The organism is Porphyromonas macacae DSM 20710 = JCM 13914 (assembly GCF_000379945.1).
Taxonomy (GTDB): Bacteria; Bacteroidota; Bacteroidia; order Bacteroidales; family Porphyromonadaceae; genus Porphyromonas; species Porphyromonas macacae.
The window spans coordinates 20,587-38,616 of sequence record NZ_KB904130.1 but is presented as its reverse complement, the minus strand read 5'-3'; the positions used below and the strand labels follow the sequence as shown (position 1 = coordinate 38,616).

15 protein-coding genes are annotated in these 18,030 nt (G+C 42.6%); 5 read left to right on the top strand and 10 right to left on the bottom strand.

Annotated features, from left to right (window positions below; translation table 11 throughout):
- Positions 1–229: 229 nt before the first annotated feature.
- Together A3GI_RS0104825 and A3GI_RS11180 are read right to left on the bottom strand one after the other, a co-directional pair.
- Positions 230–1,408: an OmpA family protein gene (locus A3GI_RS0104825; protein WP_018360347.1), complete on the bottom strand. Its 1,179-nt coding sequence runs from the start codon at positions 1,406–1,408 to the stop codon at positions 230–232.
- Positions 1,409–1,430: 22 nt separating this feature from the next.
- Positions 1,431–3,752 (bottom strand): hypothetical protein, encoded by a 2,322-nt coding sequence (locus tag A3GI_RS11180; protein ID WP_147277723.1) that lies wholly within the window; start codon positions 3,750–3,752, stop codon positions 1,431–1,433.
- A 426-nt stretch (positions 3,753–4,178) separates the two neighbouring features.
- Between A3GI_RS11180 and A3GI_RS0104815 the strand changes: the two genes are divergently transcribed.
- The 5 genes from A3GI_RS0104815 to A3GI_RS0104800 all read left to right on the top strand — a co-directional run bounded on the left by A3GI_RS0104815 (position 4,179) and on the right by A3GI_RS0104800 (position 8,850).
- Positions 4,179–4,808, top strand: a complete 630-nt coding sequence (locus A3GI_RS0104815) for an HAD family hydrolase (protein ID WP_018360344.1) — start codon at positions 4,179–4,181, stop codon at positions 4,806–4,808.
- 219 nt (positions 4,809–5,027) lie between these two features.
- Positions 5,028–6,179, top strand: coding sequence for a polysaccharide deacetylase family protein (locus A3GI_RS10560; RefSeq protein ID WP_202898685.1), 1,152 nt, complete (start codon positions 5,028–5,030; stop codon positions 6,177–6,179).
- Positions 6,176–6,442, top strand: a complete 267-nt coding sequence (locus A3GI_RS11795) for a polysaccharide deacetylase family protein (protein WP_018360342.1) — start codon at positions 6,176–6,178, stop codon at positions 6,440–6,442. The genes A3GI_RS10560 and A3GI_RS11795 overlap by 4 nt, the downstream gene beginning before the upstream one ends.
- A gap of 215 nt (positions 6,443–6,657) precedes the next feature.
- Positions 6,658–7,617, top strand: coding sequence for a DUF4300 family protein (locus A3GI_RS0104805; protein WP_018360341.1), 960 nt, complete (start codon positions 6,658–6,660; stop codon positions 7,615–7,617).
- Between the two features lie 180 nt (positions 7,618–7,797).
- Positions 7,798–8,850: a DUF5700 domain-containing putative Zn-dependent protease gene (locus tag A3GI_RS0104800; RefSeq protein ID WP_018360340.1), complete on the top strand. Its 1,053-nt coding sequence runs from the start codon at positions 7,798–7,800 to the stop codon at positions 8,848–8,850.
- A gap of 131 nt (positions 8,851–8,981) precedes the next feature.
- Here A3GI_RS0104800 and hemL read toward each other — a convergent pair whose 3' ends face one another.
- The 8 genes from hemL to A3GI_RS0104760 are packed head-to-tail and all read right to left on the bottom strand — an operon-like array spanning position 8,982 to position 18,025.
- Positions 8,982–10,274, bottom strand: coding sequence for a glutamate-1-semialdehyde 2,1-aminomutase (gene hemL, locus A3GI_RS0104795; protein WP_018360339.1), 1,293 nt, complete (start codon positions 10,272–10,274; stop codon positions 8,982–8,984).
- Between the two features lie 12 nt (positions 10,275–10,286).
- Positions 10,287–11,261: a porphobilinogen synthase gene (gene hemB / locus A3GI_RS0104790; protein WP_018360338.1), complete on the bottom strand. Its 975-nt coding sequence runs from the start codon at positions 11,259–11,261 to the stop codon at positions 10,287–10,289.
- A 13-nt stretch (positions 11,262–11,274) separates the two neighbouring features.
- The gene (gene cobA, locus A3GI_RS0104785) at positions 11,275–12,798 is read right to left on the bottom strand and encodes a uroporphyrinogen-III C-methyltransferase (protein WP_018360337.1); all 1,524 of its coding nucleotides are present in this window, start codon (positions 12,796–12,798) and stop codon (positions 11,275–11,277) included.
- Entirely contained in the window at positions 12,795–13,685 is an 891-nt protein-coding gene (gene hemC / locus A3GI_RS0104780) for a hydroxymethylbilane synthase (RefSeq protein ID WP_018360336.1), read from the bottom strand. The genes cobA and hemC overlap by 4 nt, the downstream gene beginning before the upstream one ends.
- Complete coding sequence (gene hemA / locus A3GI_RS0104775; protein ID WP_018360335.1) at positions 13,685–14,938, bottom strand: glutamyl-tRNA reductase; 1,254 nt, start codon at positions 14,936–14,938, stop codon at positions 13,685–13,687. Before hemA ends, hemC begins: the two co-directional genes overlap by 1 nt.
- Entirely contained in the window at positions 14,935–16,992 is a 2,058-nt protein-coding gene (locus tag A3GI_RS11175; RefSeq protein ID WP_147277722.1) for a CbiQ family ECF transporter T component, read from the bottom strand. The genes hemA and A3GI_RS11175 overlap by 4 nt, the downstream gene beginning before the upstream one ends.
- An 8-nt stretch (positions 16,993–17,000) precedes the next feature.
- Complete coding sequence (locus tag A3GI_RS10550) at positions 17,001–17,288, bottom strand: energy-coupling factor ABC transporter substrate-binding protein (RefSeq protein WP_018360333.1); 288 nt, start codon at positions 17,286–17,288, stop codon at positions 17,001–17,003.
- Complete coding sequence (locus A3GI_RS0104760; protein ID WP_018360332.1) at positions 17,285–18,025, bottom strand: energy-coupling factor ABC transporter permease; 741 nt, start codon at positions 18,023–18,025, stop codon at positions 17,285–17,287. Before A3GI_RS0104760 ends, A3GI_RS10550 begins: the two co-directional genes overlap by 4 nt.
- Positions 18,026–18,030: the final 5 nt, after the last annotated feature.

Below are 18,030 nucleotides of genomic sequence, written 5' to 3'. Positions count from 1 at the left end.
TAATCTGAAGAAACTATGTGCTAAGGTTGCTCGAAAGGCGAAAAACACTCCCAAAAGACCTATATCAACCCTCAATCTCGGCCTCATGCGCTTCCACCTCCTCGAAAAACACAAAAATATCCCTCAAAGGCTAAAACCGGTGGCTTAACCAACCCCAAACCAAAACTAAAAGGAGCTGCGCCAAAATTCATTTTGACACAGCCCCCAGTATGTAGCTACAAGAGATTTGTTAAGGCAATTTGTTCCAGTATTCCATGATGTCTACTTTCTCGATAGTAACCTTACGATCGCCACGGCGAATATTATCGGCTTCCGAAGCCGGCATGGATACGGCTTTTTTACCGACACCTCTCCATTTCAGCATTTCCTGAGGAGTGCCTCTCTTGACAAGAGCATTCACAACAGCTTCTGCGCGTTTACGTGAAAGTTGTAAATTATAAGTATTTGTTCCTTTCGCATCCGTAAAGCCGGTAATCAGGAAGTGATTACCTTTGAAGTGAGTCAGTATGGTAGCAATTTGATCCAGAACTTCTTCCGTTTCGGGAGTAAAGGTGTACTTGTCAAACTCGAAATTAATGTTGTTGAACAAGTCATAGATACTCTTCTCAACGGGTATTTTGACTTCTTTTTCCACAACACGCTCCACAAGTTTCTCGACAGGAACCTCAACCTCATGATATACAGGAGCAGGACGTTTATCCTTACCGCCGATACGCCACATTACACGCAGGCTGATCTGAGCAAAGCGAGGCAATCCCTTTTCCACAGGCATCAAATATTCTCCCTGCAATCCTAATCCTAATGAATTATTCAGCCAGGCATTCACACCGGCTCCGAAAGATAGGGGGATGAAATTATCCTTGTCTTTTGAACGACCGTCAGGGTTCCATGTATCATTGGATTCCCAATGGGCCTGCCCTGTGGGATCGTCTTTGAAGACGCCCGAGTAAGTCGTTTTGAAATCTTTGTGCAGATAATTGACTCCAACCCGCAAATATGGTTCGACATAACGCGATCTAAACAGAGGACTTAATCTGAACTGCAAACCCAAACCACCCATATATAGAAAGTGATGTTTACTGCCGGCATTCTGTTCATTGTTTTTAGCAATCCCCATGGTTCCTTGTAAGTCGAGATAAAACCACGGGTTCAACTCTCTGGCAGCGTAGAGATTCACTCCCCCCATAAGGTGATGAACTTTTAAGTTGTAGAGGTACTTGTCGGGTAAACTCTGAAACCCTGTGATCGAAATACGATCTAAATTAATTAAAGAACCGCCTATACCGATTTCCCACGCTTTGGAGGTTCGGGGTTCATCTGCAATTTGTCCTTTATTTTGAGCTGCTCCGGAAAAAATCCCGATAAAAGAAGCAAGAGCAATAGCGCATAGTTTATGTTGTATTCTCATCTTTTTTTCTTTTTAGATGTTTTTAATCCAACCAATCCACAGGCATTTCTCCTGTTTCAAGCTTCCAGATGTCTGTATTATCGAAAACTTTTACCCCAAAATACTCATCTCCCTCTTTGACAAGTGTGTAATCAGGTACAACTCTATAGAGCAAATAATTGTCTTCTAAAATATAGTCTTTCTCCTGATCTTGAGTATGGCGGCCTTTGGTGTCGTTATTAATCCACATCGACACCGATAAGATGTTTTTCGGGAAAGTCGAATTCAAAGCGAAGTTGATACTCTCCGGTTTATTTGTATAGCTACGATCTATTTGAGTGTTGCCTGTAGAACCATTTTTGTTTTTAGTCATATATACCCTAAAATTGACATTGCCTTTTAATTTGGGGTCTGTAAGCAGCTTTTCCGGCTCTAAAGAGCGAATAGTCCAAACATGTTTTCCCGATTCGGGTTTATCATACTTCAGGTAAAATTTCTTAATAACATCCGGTTCTATTTTACCCCATGTATTTGTTTCTCCCGTTTTTGTTTCGACAACAGCACATTTTAACCACGGAGATGGATAGATTTCCGGAATTTGAACAGCCTCATCCATGACGGGATTATCTCCATAGAAATATTTTTCCCCTTTAATAGAGAAGAAATACTCTTCTGTTTCTTTCCATTCATAGCGTTTGATTTGTGCCAGTTTTTTATCCAAGTCTCCGAACATGACTTTATCGCCTTTCTTTTCTGCATCGGTGAGAACATTGGGGCGTATAATTAGAAAAGCATCCTTCAAATCACTGAAACCTGCAGGAGGATTGGCAATACCCCATTTGGCATATTTTTCACCCTCTAAAATATTAGATTGATCTATTGCTTTATTGATGTCGGCGACTTTCACACATTTCAATTCGGGCTTTGGATATTCTTCAGGGTACGGCTTCCATTCCTTATCAAGGAGTCTCTCATACTTGTATTTAATAACAATAAAATGAGAATTATATGCGCTGGCAAGGCTCAAGTCCGGAGTCGTTATTTGACGGGGATAAGCAAATTCTGCTTTAATTCGTGTCAAAACCTTATTGGGAATGATGGTATTAGGAGCAGACTCTGTTACGACACCTTTGATTTTAACGATTTTTACTTTCCCTTTCCTGTCTTTAAGTTCTTTATTACGAGGCAGATCTTTGGCTTCAATTTTGAATTGCCCTTTTTCATCGGTGGTGTACTTGAGGTTCGGATCCATTCCCGGCAATCCCTGTACTTCTACACCTTCTTTGACCTTTGCTCCGTCTTTATCAAAAACTTGCACAATAACGCTGCCATCCAAAGGATTGACATATTCTTTATAAGCACCATTAAAATACAGCGGGAGGACATTGGGAGCTCCATGTTCGATTACAATACCGGTATCACCATCTTTCCCGTCTTTTCCGTCCTTTCCATCTTTTCCACGCAAGTATTCCCAGAAATCCGTAAGAGAAATTTTATCGCAAGGCCAGGGTTTTGAAGGATCATGCGGATCCATAACCGGATTGTCTGTTCCACAACGCTTTGTTACCTCTTCGACCCATAGCTCATAAGCACTCTTGCCATCTTTGCCTTTGGCCGGCACGCCGGTATCCTTGTCTCCAATCCACCAGTTGCCGTTATCTCCAATCCACGGACTGAGACCGTCCTTGCCATCTTTACCGTCTTTGCCTTTGGCCGGTATTCCGGTATCCTTGTCTCCGATCCACCAGTTGCCGTTGTCTCCGATATAGGGTGTTTTTCCATCTTTACCGTCCTTCCCGTCTTTACCCGGCTTACCGGCCAGAAACTCCCAGAAGTCATGCTCGGTATTCTTCTTCGGATCCCATTTCTTACCCGGATTGTGCGGATCATCAACATCTCCGGATGCGATGTAATCCTTCCAAACCTCATAAGCACTTTTACCGTCTTTACCCATGGCCGGCACACCGGTATCCTTGTCTCCGATCCACCAGTTGCCATTGTCTCCGATGTAAGGCGTTAAACCGTCTTTGCCGTCTTTACCTTTGGCCGGCACACCGGTGTCCTTGTCTCCGATCCACCAGTTGCCATTATCTCCGATGTGAGGAGTCAAGCCGTCCTTTCCATCTTTTCCATCCTTACCTTTGAGATAACGGAAGAAGTCATTTATCTGAACCTCGTCCTTAGACCAGATTATCCGGCCGGCAATGACCTCTTCTTTCCATACTTCATAAGCAGACAATCCGCGATCACCCTTGTCGCCCTTAGGGCCTTTCGGCATCGTGATGTCTACATCTGTACACGAAAACATGTACATAACCATCAATAATAAAGATACTATTGATGGTAAAGTCAATCTTTTTTTCATTCTTGTTTGGTTTTATAATAATGTATGTATTTCTGTACTCTTGATTATTTCTTACTGTATCAAAAGTTGAAACTTGTTCTAAACCACTTTCGCCAAAATATCTGTAACCTGAATTTTAATCACAATTGTTATTTATATAAAATAACATTGATTTGCAAAAATAAACACTTTTGCCGATATAGTGCACTTAAAGTATTAAAAAATATAAAACAATGTAAAATAAATTGATCTGTGGTTGAATAAATTCTAAATAAATCAGTGATTCTACAGAAATTGTTTTATCGTTACCCAATGAAGAATGGTTTTAATATTTGATAAAAATCGAACTGTTGATTATTCCTAATTAGTATATGTTATATTATTTTTCAATTGCATTTTATTTTTCGTAATATCGTAATTGTTTTTAAGGAGAAACAGACAAATTTTATGATGAAGATTAAAACAATTCTATTCGATTTGGGTGGTGTGCTCATTCATCTCAATAAAGATGAATGCGTTCGTCGTTTCGAAAGTTTGGGAGTAAGTGATGCTTCCCGGATGCTTGATCCTTATCTGCAAAGCGGGCTTTTCCTGCAATTGGAAAACGGAGCATTAAACGCTGAAGATTTCCGAAAGGCACTTAGTGAACATACCGGTAAAGAAATCAACCATGACGAAATAAAATGGGGGCTTTGCGGTTTTCTGGAAGAAATACCTCCCTACAAATTCGATTATATCGACCGTCTGCGCGAAAAATATAGCGTATATATCATATCCAACACCAATCCGTATGTTATGGAATATGCGCACAGCAAGGAATTTTTACCCAATGGCCGTACGCTATCGAGTTATGTGGATGGCATTTTTGCCAGTTATGAAATGAAAATGGTGAAACCGGATCCCGATATTTTCACTTATATGCCACAGAAAGCTGGCTTTCTGCCGGAAGAAGCGCTTTTCATAGACGATGGGCCTGCCAATGCAGAGATGGCAGCCAGGATGGGGTATCAGACTTATTGCCCACCGAATTATTTCGATTGGCGCCCGGTATTGGATGAGATCCTGTGTAACCGGTAGAGGAAGCTTTAGGCATTACAGAATTTGATAGTGAAAGCTGCTTATGTGGGCGGTATTTGGTGTTTTTGATAAAGAACGAAGATTTTGTGTTACTTTAGTTAAATAAATTATTTTTCAATAGAAATCATGAAATATCGAATTATTTTTATCCAAATTTTGGTGTTTTTATCGGCGATAAGTTGTGTTTCAAAGCATAAGAAACAGGCTTCGAATATAATTGTGGATTCCGTTGAAGTTGCCCGGATTTCCGATTTAACGAAAGAGTTTACATTAAACGACTCTGATGAAGATGTCCAGGTTTTTACCATGAAAATTGGGAATGATCCCGACAAAAGTCACCTTACGGCGTCTTTTCCTGTTACGAAGTATCCTTTTATTAATGAATCTGAGGGCGATTTCACGCAACATCTCATTGATGATTTTAGGTCCGAACAGAAAGAATTGGACGACTCTTCTGTTTCTCATTTGGATTTTAATCAGCATTTCGAGATTAAATACCGGTCGAACGAATTGATGGTTTTTCTTTATACCCGGAGTATTTCGTTTGGTAATAATTATGAAGATACGTCTCACGCTTCTCTGTTTGACTTGAAAAATGAAAGAAAACTTTTTCCCTCGGATCTGTTCGAAAGCGATGAGGCTTTTACTTCCTTTGCCGAAGAGGTGAGGCTAAAAGCAGAAAAAGCCGTTCGTGAGAGATTCAATGAACGTGGAGCCTTTGCCAATCAGGAGGAGCGCGATGTGGTGTGGAAGGAGATCCTTCCCCTGATCGAAAAGGGTACGAAACCCTCCAATGAAAACTACGATGGCCTTTACCTCAATGCTGCAAAACAATGGTATGTGAACTTTGATAAATACCAGATCGCAAACGGTTCTATGGGTTCGTTTGTTATAGAGCTGCCACAAGAGTTGATGCGCAAGTATATTAGCAAGGCTTTAGTCCGTATGCTGTTGGAAACACATGAAGAAGAGGCAGCCATTGTAGATGACGAAGTTGAAATAATTCCTCAGTCGGCCGAACCTGTTATTAAGGAAATAGACCCGGAAGCCCCTTGTGTGGCTCTTACCTTCGATGATGGCCCTTCGGTTTATACCCCGAAATTGTTGGATATACTCAAGGAGGAGAATGTGAAAGCAACCTTTTTTGTGCTTGGCAAATCGGCAGCAGTACAGAAAAAGACAATGAAACGTATGGCTGAAGAAGGACACAATATAGGTAATCATTCTTATGATCATAAGAATTTTGCTAAAATATCCGAAGAAGAAGCCCACCGGCAAATAACGCTTACCGATCAAATCGTGCAAGATATCACGAGCGCAAGACCGACTTATTTCCGCTTTCCGTATGGTGCATTTACAAAGACAAGTTGACACTTGTAAATAAGCCGATTATCGGTTGGAATATCGATCCTCTCGATTGGAAATATCGTAATGTGGAGAAGGTAACGGCTGAAATGTCCAAGGCGCAGCCGAATGCAATTATATTGGGACACGATATTCACAAAACGACAGTAGATGCTATACCGGGTGTTATTAGGAATCTTAAGGCTAAGGGGTACCGTATAGTAACATTGGATGAATTGTTTGACGGTAAGCAGGTCAAGAACAATCATATCTACAATAGCCGTAAGTAGTCATGTTGTGTTAGAATGGAAAATTAGAAAAAACTTTCGGGTGATACCTTATGTGTTTTATCTGAGAGTGCGGTTTTTGAATACCGGGGAGATTTTATCTCATTGACTAAGGAAGAGCAGATCTTTTACCTGAATATATTTCAGTACACAAGGATTTAGCTGAGAACCGATAGAAAAAATTGCAAAACAATAGAATTTATTAAACAGACAGAAAAATGAATACTCGTTTTTTCTATTTACTGATTATCCAGATTATTTCTTTTTTTGTATTGCCGGCATTCATTGGATGTACTGAAAGTAAACAAAACAAAAATTCCACAAACCATCCAGAGCCTGTCCGAAAAATTACTTATTCCAACTTGTTGGATAAAGAAACGCAAGAAGAGTTGGCAAAAGCAATGACGGATGCCGGCATATCACCGAAGAATATAGTTTCTTTTTTGCAGAATGTGAATCAGTTTAATCTGGCAATAGAGCACAAAGGGCTTGTAGAGAAAGGTTTTTTTATTTCAGACACGCTGTGTCCGTGTTACGATGAGGCAATGATGCAAAAGATGTGGGACGAAAAATATCCTGATTTTTTAGGTTTTAATTGCCGCATTACTTCTTTTGATCTGTTGCGTGATTTTGTGACAGTAGAACATCCTGCACAAGAATGCCCCATGATGCTTGTATTCGATGAAGGGGCTTTGGACAATTGCGGACGAATGCTTTTTTCTATTGAAGAAAGGAAAATCTTTAGAAATCTGTTTTCAAATATTCCTACTTCTTATGGAAAAGACATAAACGAACACTTGACAAACGTGAGAAAAAACTGGCAGAGTAAAGGTATTCGTTTTATACATAAGAACGACCCCAGAAAAGCTTCGTTAATTTCTATTGTAATGCATTCGGCAATCACCCCTGAAGAGAGCATGCTTTTTTTCGGACACACCGGTGTTTTGATTCCTTTCGGTAATAAATTGCTTTTTATAGAGAAATTAGCTTTTCAAGAACCTTATCAGGCAATTATATTCGACGATCGAACCTATTTAAACGATTATTTAATGAATAAGTATGATGTGGATTGGGATCAACCAACTGCTTCACCTTTCTTAATGGAGAACGATGAACTCCTCGAAGGTTATCGTATGAATCCGGTAAAAAAACATGCAGCAGAAAGCCGGAATTTATAGCCAAAGAAAGAACGATCTCTGTCTTTCATATTAAGCATTTTATCATGATACAAGGGAAGTAACAAGTTTTTTCGACAGGGACTACGAAATTCTTCTGTATAATAACAACGCAATAAATGAAAGTATGAAGAAGTTTTTCTTGATTATACTTTTTTCTTTCTTGCTGACAACGTACGGTAGGTGGATAAAACGGGAGCTGTATTCATCAATATGGATTCAGCGGATATGTTTATGGAGATTGCCGAAATAATCTCTGCGGGGCAAGATATACCGGCTGAAAAATGGGAACAACTGTTTGCTACAGAAGGTTACAGAATACTTGATTGGAAACCGGCGCGCTTGGAGAGTGTTAAGAAAAATATGCTCATTGCATTTTCTCCGGCAAGAACAGCGGAAAGAGACAGTATCCTCTCAGCCAAAATTCCTTTACAGGATGCAGCTTATTTCGATCGTATCATGATACTTAATTTCACCGATATGCTTAAGCATTGGAACGAGTTGAAGAATTTTCGTAGAACATATGATTTTGCCGGCATGGAAGCAAAATCAATAAGAAAGCTGAAGAACTTCCTCCTTGATCCGGTCGATTCTCTTATTGTTTTTCCTTCGGTTGCTATCGTTTGTGCAGATCCTGAAGCACGAAGTAAATCTAAGGGGATAGTCATAGACCTGAATGTAATGTATAAAGATCCGGATGGTATCATAAAATTGATGGCCCATGAAATGTTTCATTCTTATCGCCGTCACTTTGAAAACAGCGATTTTATACAATCTTCTCCCGTCATAACCGAATTGGACAACTTACAGAATGAAGGTATTGCCGATATGATCGATAAGGGCGATGATCTGACCTTGCTTTTCAAGCAGATCGGATATCCTGATGAGATTGCAGTCATGTACAAAGAAACTTTTGAAAACACTTCTGCTATGCTTGCGGAGTTCGATAGAATAACGGTTTCGTATCTTGATGGGAAAATCGGTGAAGAAGAACTGTCCGTGAAGATAAAGGGATATTTCCCGTTCGGAGGTCACCCCAACGGATATTTTATCACAAGAATGCTTCAGCGTCACGGATTACGTGGTGAGGTTATAGAAAACTTCGTTAATCCCGTTGCTTTTCTCCGTACATACAATAAAGCAGCAGAAAAAGAAGGGATCCATGTCTTCAGTCCCCGATTCATGAATTACATGGCCCGGCAGGAAAGCAAGTATTTGATTCATTCACCTGAATAATGTTCTACCCCAATATCTTGCTTCTAATAAGCCATTAAAAACAGTCTCGACTATAAACAGAAAAACTCTTCCTTTAGTCCGTGGAGGGGATGGAGAAAGAGTTTTTCTGTTAAACTTTCTTGGATTTCCGTTTATTGCAGAGCTTTGGCAAGAGCCTTTTCCATGGCAGTAGCTGTATGTCTGAAATCCTCTTCGGTATGTGCTAATGAAATAAAAATACACTCGAACTGAGAAGGCGGAAGATAAATCCCCTGCTCCAGCATTTCTCTGAAATAAACAGCGTAACGTTTGATATCGGACTGTTTGGCATCATTGTTCATTTTTACACCGCCGGGTTTGAAGAAAATCGTGCACAGTGAACCCACGCGGTTAAATGACAAATGTTCGGGATACCGGTCGATAACAGGACGGATAACTGCTTCGAATGCAGTAGAACGCTCTTCTAAACGTTCGTAAAAATCGGGTGCGGATAATTGCTTGAGCATGGCTATACCGGCAGCCATGGCCAGCGGATTACCGCTGAGTGTACCTGCTTGATATACCGGACCGTTGGGTGAGAGCAGGTCCATTATTTCTGCTTTTCCGCCAAAAGCGCCTACGGGCAAACCGCCACCGATAATCTTTCCCAAGCAGGTCAGATCCGGTCTGACGCCGTAAAGCTCCTGTGCCCCTCCTTTGGCTGCACGAAAACCGCTGATGACTTCATCGAAAATAAGCAGTACACCTTCACGCTCTGTAAGCTCGCGCAAAGCCTTTAGAAATCCGGGTTGAGGAGGAATGAGCCCCATATTTCCCATAATGGGTTCGAGTATTACGGCTGCAACCTGCCGGTCGAATTGTTTCAGTAGCCGTTCAACACTTTCGATGTCATTATAAATGGCAACAAGTGTATCTTCTGCCGTATGGGCGGTTACGCCGGCACTGCCACTTGTACCAAAGGTGGCAAGTCCCGAACCGGCGTTAATCAGGAAACTGTCCGAATGCCCATGATAGCAGCCGTCGAATTTGATAAACTTATCCCGTCCGGTATAACCGCGTGCCAGACGAATGGCACTCATTGTTGCCTCCGTACCGGAATTTACCATGCGGACTTTCTCTACCGAAGGAAAGAATGAGGAGATCAGCTCCGCCATTTCGACCTCACGGGCATTACACGCTCCGTAGCTTGTTCCTTTGGCCAATTCTTCCCTGATGGCTTCCTGTATGACAGGGTTGGCATGTCCTAAGATAAGAGGACCCCATGACGAAATATAATCGACAAATTCATTTCCGTCGATATCCACAACATGCCCGCCTACACCATGATCGATGTACAACGGGTTTTTACCTACCGACTTGAATGCTCTGACGGGGCTGTTGACTCCTCCGGGAATGTGGCGGCAGGCACGCTCGAAGAGAGCTTCCGATTTGCTGAAATCTTTCATGCTTTGCAACGGTTATTTCTGATTGAGTTTGCAGGCTGCTTCCTTGGCGAAGTAAGTAATAATGATTTTGGCTCCTGCACGTTTGATTGCTGTTAGGGATTCCATCATTACCCGGTCTCCATCTATCCACCCATTGGCTTCTGCAGCTTTAACCATAGAGTATTCTCCGCTTACATTATAAGCGGCCATCGGTACGTCATAGCGATCTACAGCTCTGCGGATAATATCGAGATAGGGTAATGCCGGTTTGACCATTACGATATCGGCACCTTCTTCAATATCCGACTCTATCTCGCGCATGGCTTCATCACCGTTGGCAGGATCCATCTGATATTGGCGTCTGTCTCCGAAAGAAGGGGTGGAATCTGCCGCTTCACGGAAAGGACCGTAAAAAGCCGAACTGAACTTAGCGGAATAGGCCATGATGGGCAAATTGATAAACCCATTCTCATCCAATGCTTTACGCATAGCCAGAATACGGCCGTCCATCATATCGGACGGAGCTACCATATCCACACCGGCCTGCGCATAAGAAACTGCTTGTTTGCACAGATATACCAGCGTTGCATCGTTATCTACATAATGATCATGAATAATACCGCAGTGCCCGTGGTCTGTGTATTCGCACATACAGATGTCGGCAATGACAATGAGATCCGGCACAGCGTTCTTTATGGCACGTATAGCCTGCTGCACAATACCATGTTCGTGATAGGCTTCCGAACCGGTTCCGTCTTTATGTGCAGGAATACCGAACAGCATAACGCCGGATACACCGCAGTCGTACAACTCACGGCATTCTTCGATGACACGGTCTACAGAGAAGTGATATTGACCGGGCATGGCCTCAATTTCTCTTTTAATGTTTTCGCCGTGGCAAACAAAAAGCGGAGCAATAAAATCTTTCGGAGATAAAGAGGTTTCTCTGACCAAAGTACGCATCTCTTCCGAGCATCTGAGTCTGCGCAATCTTGTTAAAGGATACATAATAACTATACTTTTATTTGTTTGTTGTGATTCGTATCAATTCGTTCACCAGATTGTCTATCGTTGGTTTATCCGGCATGGCATCGAAGTCAAAACCATAATCTTTCAATGTTTTTGCCGTTATGCTTCCGATTACTCCCATGCGAACGTTTTTCAGCAAAGGAGTAAGCCGGTAAGATTCGATCAGCGACATAAAATTACGAACTGCAGATGAACTGCAAAAAGTCAGCCAATGGCAGTTTTCTTCCAGAAGAGTTCGCAACTCCTCATATTCATAGGCAATCGGGCGATTTTCGTAGACTGCTAACTGTTTGCAATGGACTCCCTGCTTTTCCAAACCTTTTTTGAGATCGGTATGGGCAATGGCGGAGGCCGGGATGAGTACCGAACGGCCTTTCATTTCAGGATATGCCATCGATAGCTCATTTGCAAGATCGAGTCCGGTATGTTTCTCCGGCATGAAGTCCGGTTGCAAACCAAAATTTTTCAGCCTTTCTGTCGTAGCCGGTCCCACAACTGCAATATGACAGCCCGACAAACTGCGAACATCCAGATTTTGTGCAAAAAGCCTGTCGAAGAAGATATCTACGGCATTGACGGAAGTAAAGATCAACCAATCATACTCGTTTATTCGCCGGATTTCATTGTCCAATTCATTCTGGTCGGCTACGGGGAGAATATAGATGGTTGGCAACACTTCTACTTCGGCTCCGGCTTGTTCGAGTTTTTCGGAAAGAGAAGATGATTGATCTAACGAGCGGGTTACCACAATCTTTTGCCCTTTAAGCGGTTTGTCTTCCATCCATCCGTAATCTTTGGCAAAGGAAACCACTTCACCCACAACGAACAGACCGGGAGAATATGCGGCATAGTCGATATAGTCCCGTGTGAAACAGCAAAGCCTGTCGGTCAGGATTTTTTGATTGGCTGTTGTGCCCTGGCTGATCACGGCGGCGGGTATCTGAGGATTAAAACCATGTTGAGTGAGCATCGCAGTTATTTCAGGAATAGCATGCATACCCATATAAAATACCAACGTGCCGTCGGTATGTGAAAGCATATCCCAGTCTAGATCGGGCAGTGTGCCATCTTTGGTCGATGCCGTTATGAGATGAACAGATCGACTGACAGCCCGGTGAGTAACCGGAATGCCGAAATAAGCCGGTGCTGCAATACCCGAGGTTACTCCGGGAACGATCTCGTAAGCGATTCCTGCTTCTTTAAGAGCAATCATCTCTTCTCCTCCACGCCCGAAGACGAAAGGATCTCCACCTTTGAGCCGAACGATGATACCTCCGATACGACGGGCTGTTTCAATAATAATTCGGTTGATTTCCTCCTGTTTATGCGAATGTGCTCCTGCACGTTTACCCACGAAAATCATTTCAGCCGTACGCTTGCATAGATTGCGGATAGCACCGCTTACGAGCGCATCATAAATAATGGCATCGGCTTTTCCCAATAAATCTTTGGCTTTGAGTGTCAACAAAGCCGGATCTCCGGGACCCGAGCCGACCAAATAGACTTTTGCGCTCATCTCGCCTCTACTGTTTTCAATTCCATAACCAATTTCTTCATCGTCGCTTCGCGTTCACTGTCATCAAATTGGACTTTACGGTAAACTGAACGTGAAGCATCTTCTGAAGCATAATAAACTTCTACCTCATTTTTTTCCCCGGTATGCCTGCATACGCATCCCAAAGGCATGGCGCATCCACCGCCGAGAGATTGTAATAATTCGCGTTCGAATTCGACTTCGTAACGGGTGGTTTTATGATCGATTTTCTCCAAAAGCATTTGCAGCTCGGAGTCATTATTGCGAATATGGATGGCTATGGCAGCCTGCCCCGGAGCCGGTACAATAAGAGATGCAGGGATGATTTGTTTGATTTTACCGGTCAGTCCCAAACGTTCCATTCCCGCACGTGCCATGAGTATGGCATCATATTCGCCTGCTTCCATTTTGGCTATGCGGGTCTCCACGTTTCCTCTGATTTCTTTAATTATGAAGTGAGGATATTTCTCGGAGAGCTGGAAAGCACGACGTTTGCTGGATGTGCCTACCACAGCCCCCTCGGGTAACTCCTCCAGTGTCTGTTTTCCGATGAGCACATCTTCTGTTTTTGCTCTTTCGAGGTAGGCTCCGATCATGGTGCCGGGTACACAGGCTACGGGTAAATCTTTCAGACTGTGTACAGCCATGTCGATTGCTCCGTCCAGCAGCTGTGCTTCTATTTCACGGGTGAAGAGTCCTTTGTCGGGCTGATTGCTAAGGGAAAGCTCCAGAAAACGGTCTCCTTTGGTTTTGATGATTTTCGTTTCCAATTCAATCTCCGGCATAATATTACTGAGAGCCTGACAAAGCAGCTCCGTTTGTGCCAAAGCCAACTTACTGCCTCTGGTGCCTACGATTAGTTTTCTCATTATTCAGATTCCAGTATTTTGCTGAAGAGTTTATTTATCGCTTCGGTATATTGCAGGTTTTTTCCGTCTTTCGTTACATCGCGCAATGCCGCAATGATAGCCGTGGAAAAAGTAATACGCAAGTGTTGATCGCTTTGTTCGATGATTTCGCGTTCGCCTGCATCCAATTGTGAAGGCAATTTACTCAATTCTTTTTCAAGCAGCTTATCCGAGGCTTGTTGAATAACATTGATCACCTGCCGTATCTGCGAAGCATCGAGCCATTCAGTGAACTGACCGACCATTTCTTCTATGCAATTATCGATGCCTTTGTAATCTAAATCGCCGATCATCTCTCCCTCCGGAGTTTTACGCAAGTCGTCTATCGTATAAACGTGTGCAAATTCGAGAGTACGCACATCTTCTGCTATATTTCTCGGTACTGCCATATCGAAAAGATAAACAGCTTCGGTATTTGTTCTGAGGGCCATTTCTTCTTTTTTAACGATAGGCATAAGGGAAGAAGTGGCTACAAAAATAAGGTCGGCCTGATCGAGAGCTTCACAAAGCTGATTTTCGGAGAAACAGGGAATGTTTCCATGAGTTTGGGCAAATTTTTCCGCACGCTCTTTTGTGCGGTTGTAAATTTTAACGTTTTCAAACTCTAACTCTGATAAACGGTCATATATGGTTTCTGCCATCTGTCCGGCACCGAGTATGAGCGTGCTTATTTTTCGATTGCCGATACATCGGTCCATAAAAGTAACGGCTGCTGCTCCTGAAGAAACAGGAGTGGCGGCAATCAGAAAATTGTTACGTATCTTTTTTGCCGTCTCGAACCCCTTGTGAAACATACGTGACAGGATCGATGTACTTTGCGAATTGTCTATGGCTTTACGAAATGCGTCTTTTAGCTGTCCCAGTATTTGCGTTTCACCTATGACCATGGATTCAAGCCCCGAGGCGAGGCGGAACATGTGCAGGATCGCTTCCCCGTTGCTCTTGCAAATAAATATGGACTGGTCTACGGTATCGATATGTTTGAATGCAGCCAGAGAGCGGATCAGCTTATTAAAATCCGGCTGCATGTCTTCTTCTTTTGTTTGGAAATAAATTTCGATACGATTGCACGTAGAGAGTACGATGCCCCCGATGACAAAGTCGTTCGTTATCCAGTCATTGATTAACTCCACCGCATCTGCATCGGTCAGTGCAAACCGTTCTCTGATTTCTACCGGAGCAGTGTTGTGGTTAATTCCAATAAGTCCGATCATAGTTTAAGTGATTCTTCAATCTTATTTTTTATGTTGTTGTATTCTTCTGTAAGTTCGCTCCTTTCTTCTTCGGTCAACTTATCCGTTTTCAGTTTTGTGCGCAGTCCAGTTAGAACTTGGAGCTGCCTTTCCAATCCCTCCGGAATAAAAGAAGTCAACCTTTTTTTCAGAATTTGTGCTATTTCAGGTAATTTATAGTCTGTGTGTATGGCTATACCGATACCTTCCTGTCTGAAGCCCGCTGCAAATTGGAAATTCCCCCGTAAAGGATTGCCGGGCGAATTAACCAAACTACCGTGAGTTTCCGCTTCTTTACAGACCTGTTCGTTTACTGCGATGTTGTCCGTTGCTGCTACTATCAAATCAAAGCCATTCGTATCTCCTGCCATGAATTTTCGTTCGATATGTGTAATAACCCCATTGTCCCGCATCACCTTCAATTCGTCGCACAATTCAGGTGATACAACGGTACAAACGGCTTTATGCTGGTATAGTGTCTGCACTTTACGATAAGCGCCTTTGCCACCACCCACGATTAGGCAAGGCATACCCGTTGCACCGATGAAAACAGGTAAATGAAAATCTTCTGTTTGAATTTTTAATCGCTTTTTTTCCGGAAAAACTTTGGAGAATAATAATGGAGATTCCAGATTGGCTTGCGAGAGCAGACCGGTATCCCGGAAAACATTTTCAGTCGAGTTGTCGGCTATGATTTGTCCTTCGTGCATAACCAGTACGCGTTTAGCCCACTCATAAGCAAGATTCATATCGTGCGTGGAAATAAGGATACTCTTTCCTTCATTTTGCAGACGATCGAACAGGTTGAGTACTTTTCCTGTGTAATAACGATCCAGGTTGGAGGTGGGTTCGTCTAAAATGATAATTTGCGGGTCAATGGCCAAGACTGCTGCAATGGCAACCCATTTTTTTTGGCCTTCGCTGAGTTTGTGAGGAGGAAAATATTTGATGTCCTGAAGTTCAAAATCTTCGATGATGGCTTCTGTTCGTTTCTTCAGTTCTTCTCCTTTGTAACCGATATTTTTCAGCCCATAGGCTATTTCGTCATATACAGAGGGAGTAAACAATTGGTGATTGGAATTCTGAAAAACCAGTGATGTTGTTTGCCTTATTGCTCTTAATCCATCTTTGCTGTTGTCTATTTCTTTGTCACGTAAAAAGAATCGCCCTTTTTCATGTTTCAAGATACCATTCAAGAGTAGAAAAAGAGTGGATTTTCCTGCTCCATTTTCTCCCAGAAGCGCAATACGCTCTCCTTTTTTCAGAGAAATATTAATGTTTTTCAGTATTTCCTTATTTTTCTCATATGCGAAAGAGATCTGCTCCAACCGTACGATGACCTGTTCCTCATCCGTCTCTGTTTTTTCTTTTATTGAATCGGCGAGATCGTCTTCATAGCCTCTGGATACTAAACCGTTATATAAATGATCGGCCTCATGCTGTGTTAGAACCAAAGTTTGTGCCAGCAAAAGCCCCATGTCTTTTACTTTTTCTTTGTATCCTCTGTATCCCAAACGGCTCACTTGTGCTGTGGCAATATGACGGGTAGTATCCTGAAGCACATAAATGTACCGGTAGGTCAGCTCCAGCAAATCTATGAATAACCGGGGCGTATGCATTTGCCGGAGTTCGGAGCAGAGATTATAGACCGGAGTGAGTTGCATGAGCAGCATCATTGCCCCCACGGCATCGATGCAGCGTAAAACAATCAGGCGAAAACTGTTTACTCCCGGCGTGTCGATCACCCATGTCCCTAATCTGAAATAATGAAGAGTACTTTCTCCTGATATTTTATTGAAAAGCAGAGGCAGGGCTCCTAAGAAGATAAAAGCCCAAACAATCACTGTTTTCTTAAGCAGGTGAGGTCGTTCATTTTTAGCCCGGAAGAATAGAGTCAGGTACAGAATAATGGAGATGAAAAAGAGAATATGCCATGAAGAAATAAGCAGTGCTGCTAATAGCAACACTGCCGGTATGATCAAATGAAGTTTGAAGCGGCGAAAATATTCTGTGCAGCAGACTCTACTGGGTATCATTTTTTCGGTCAAATATTTTCTTTTCGTTGTTTTAACAAGAGGCGAAAAGCATAGGCGAAAATAATGATTCCGATAACAACCTGAAGCACAAATAGCCACGGTTCAGCTGTTTCCGAAGGTTCGAAGCCCTGCCATAAAGCATTCGGTTCGTATGAGGGGTTAATGCTTTGTATCATTTCTCCGGCCTGATCATCTGTTCCGCTGCCGAAATCGAAAAAGATACTCATCACCGGAGCAGCTATAAACAGAATACCACAGATCAGAAGGATGATGATGTGAGTTGTTTTCTTTTTCATTTCGCACTTTTTTTAGGTTGAAACATAACGGTATCCACTTTTTGTTCTGTTAATATCCTCAGCACCAGCACCGTGATGATCCCTTCGACGATGGCCAGCGGAACTTGAGTTACGGCAAAGATAGACATGAATTTAACAGCTGCTCCCCATATGCCGGCAGTCGGATCGGGGAAAACGAATGCCAACTGAAATGAGGTAGCCAGATAAGTCGACAGGGTACCGAAGAATGTGGCAATGAAGTATATTACCGATTTATTGAGATTTGTTTTTTGTAAGCCTTTAATAATACCGTAAGCCACAAATGGCCCTACAATAGAGAGCGAAAAAACATTTGCTCCCAATGTGCTGATACCGCCGTGTGCCAGTAAAAGGGCTTGGAATAGTAATACGATTACACCGATCACAGGCATAGCCCATGCTCCGATCAATACGGTGCCCAATGTAGTACCGGTAAGGTGCGAGCTGCTGCCTGTAACGGAGGGTAGCTTGAGCGCAGACAAGATGAAAACGAATGCAGCCGAGAGAGCCAGCAGAATTTTCATTTTGGGATTCTCTTTGGTTATCTTGAGAATGTATCGGTAGCTGATTACTACCACAGGGAGAGTTATGATATACCAGATTCCGCACCACGTAGCGGGTAGAAATCCCTCCATGATGTGCATTCCGAAAAGAGGCTCAAGGCCGGCTAACAGCAAAAAGCCTGCAAGGAGAAAAAGTTTTGTGTTCTTTCTTGACATATATA

What these genes read in the sequence shown, in the direction of transcription:
- A3GI_RS0104825 (WP_018360347.1), bottom strand. Translation starts at nt 1,408, where the DNA reads ATGAGAATACAACATAAACTATGCGCTATTGCTCTTGCTTCTTTTATC.
- A3GI_RS11180 (WP_147277723.1), bottom strand. Translation starts at nt 3,752, where the DNA reads ATGAAAAAAAGATTGACTTTACCATCAATAGTATCTTTATTATTGATG.
- A3GI_RS0104815 (WP_018360344.1), top strand. Translation starts at nt 4,179, where the DNA reads ATGATGAAGATTAAAACAATTCTATTCGATTTGGGTGGTGTGCTCATT.
- A3GI_RS0104805 (WP_018360341.1), top strand. Translation starts at nt 6,658, where the DNA reads ATGAATACTCGTTTTTTCTATTTACTGATTATCCAGATTATTTCTTTT.
- hemL (WP_018360339.1), bottom strand. Translation starts at nt 10,274, where the DNA reads ATGAAAGATTTCAGCAAATCGGAAGCTCTCTTCGAGCGTGCCTGCCGC.
- hemB (WP_018360338.1), bottom strand. Translation starts at nt 11,261, where the DNA reads ATGTATCCTTTAACAAGATTGCGCAGACTCAGATGCTCGGAAGAGATG.
- cobA (WP_018360337.1), bottom strand. Translation starts at nt 12,798, where the DNA reads ATGAGCGCAAAAGTCTATTTGGTCGGCTCGGGTCCCGGAGATCCGGCT.
- hemC (WP_018360336.1), bottom strand. Translation starts at nt 13,685, where the DNA reads ATGAGAAAACTAATCGTAGGCACCAGAGGCAGTAAGTTGGCTTTGGCA.
- hemA (WP_018360335.1), bottom strand. Translation starts at nt 14,938, where the DNA reads ATGATCGGACTTATTGGAATTAACCACAACACTGCTCCGGTAGAAATC.
- A3GI_RS11175 (WP_147277722.1), bottom strand. Translation starts at nt 16,992, where the DNA reads ATGATACCCAGTAGAGTCTGCTGCACAGAATATTTTCGCCGCTTCAAA.
- A3GI_RS10550 (WP_018360333.1), bottom strand. Translation starts at nt 17,288, where the DNA reads ATGAAAAAGAAAACAACTCACATCATCATCCTTCTGATCTGTGGTATT.
- A3GI_RS0104760 (WP_018360332.1), bottom strand. Translation starts at nt 18,025, where the DNA reads ATGTCAAGAAAGAACACAAAACTTTTTCTCCTTGCAGGCTTTTTGCTG.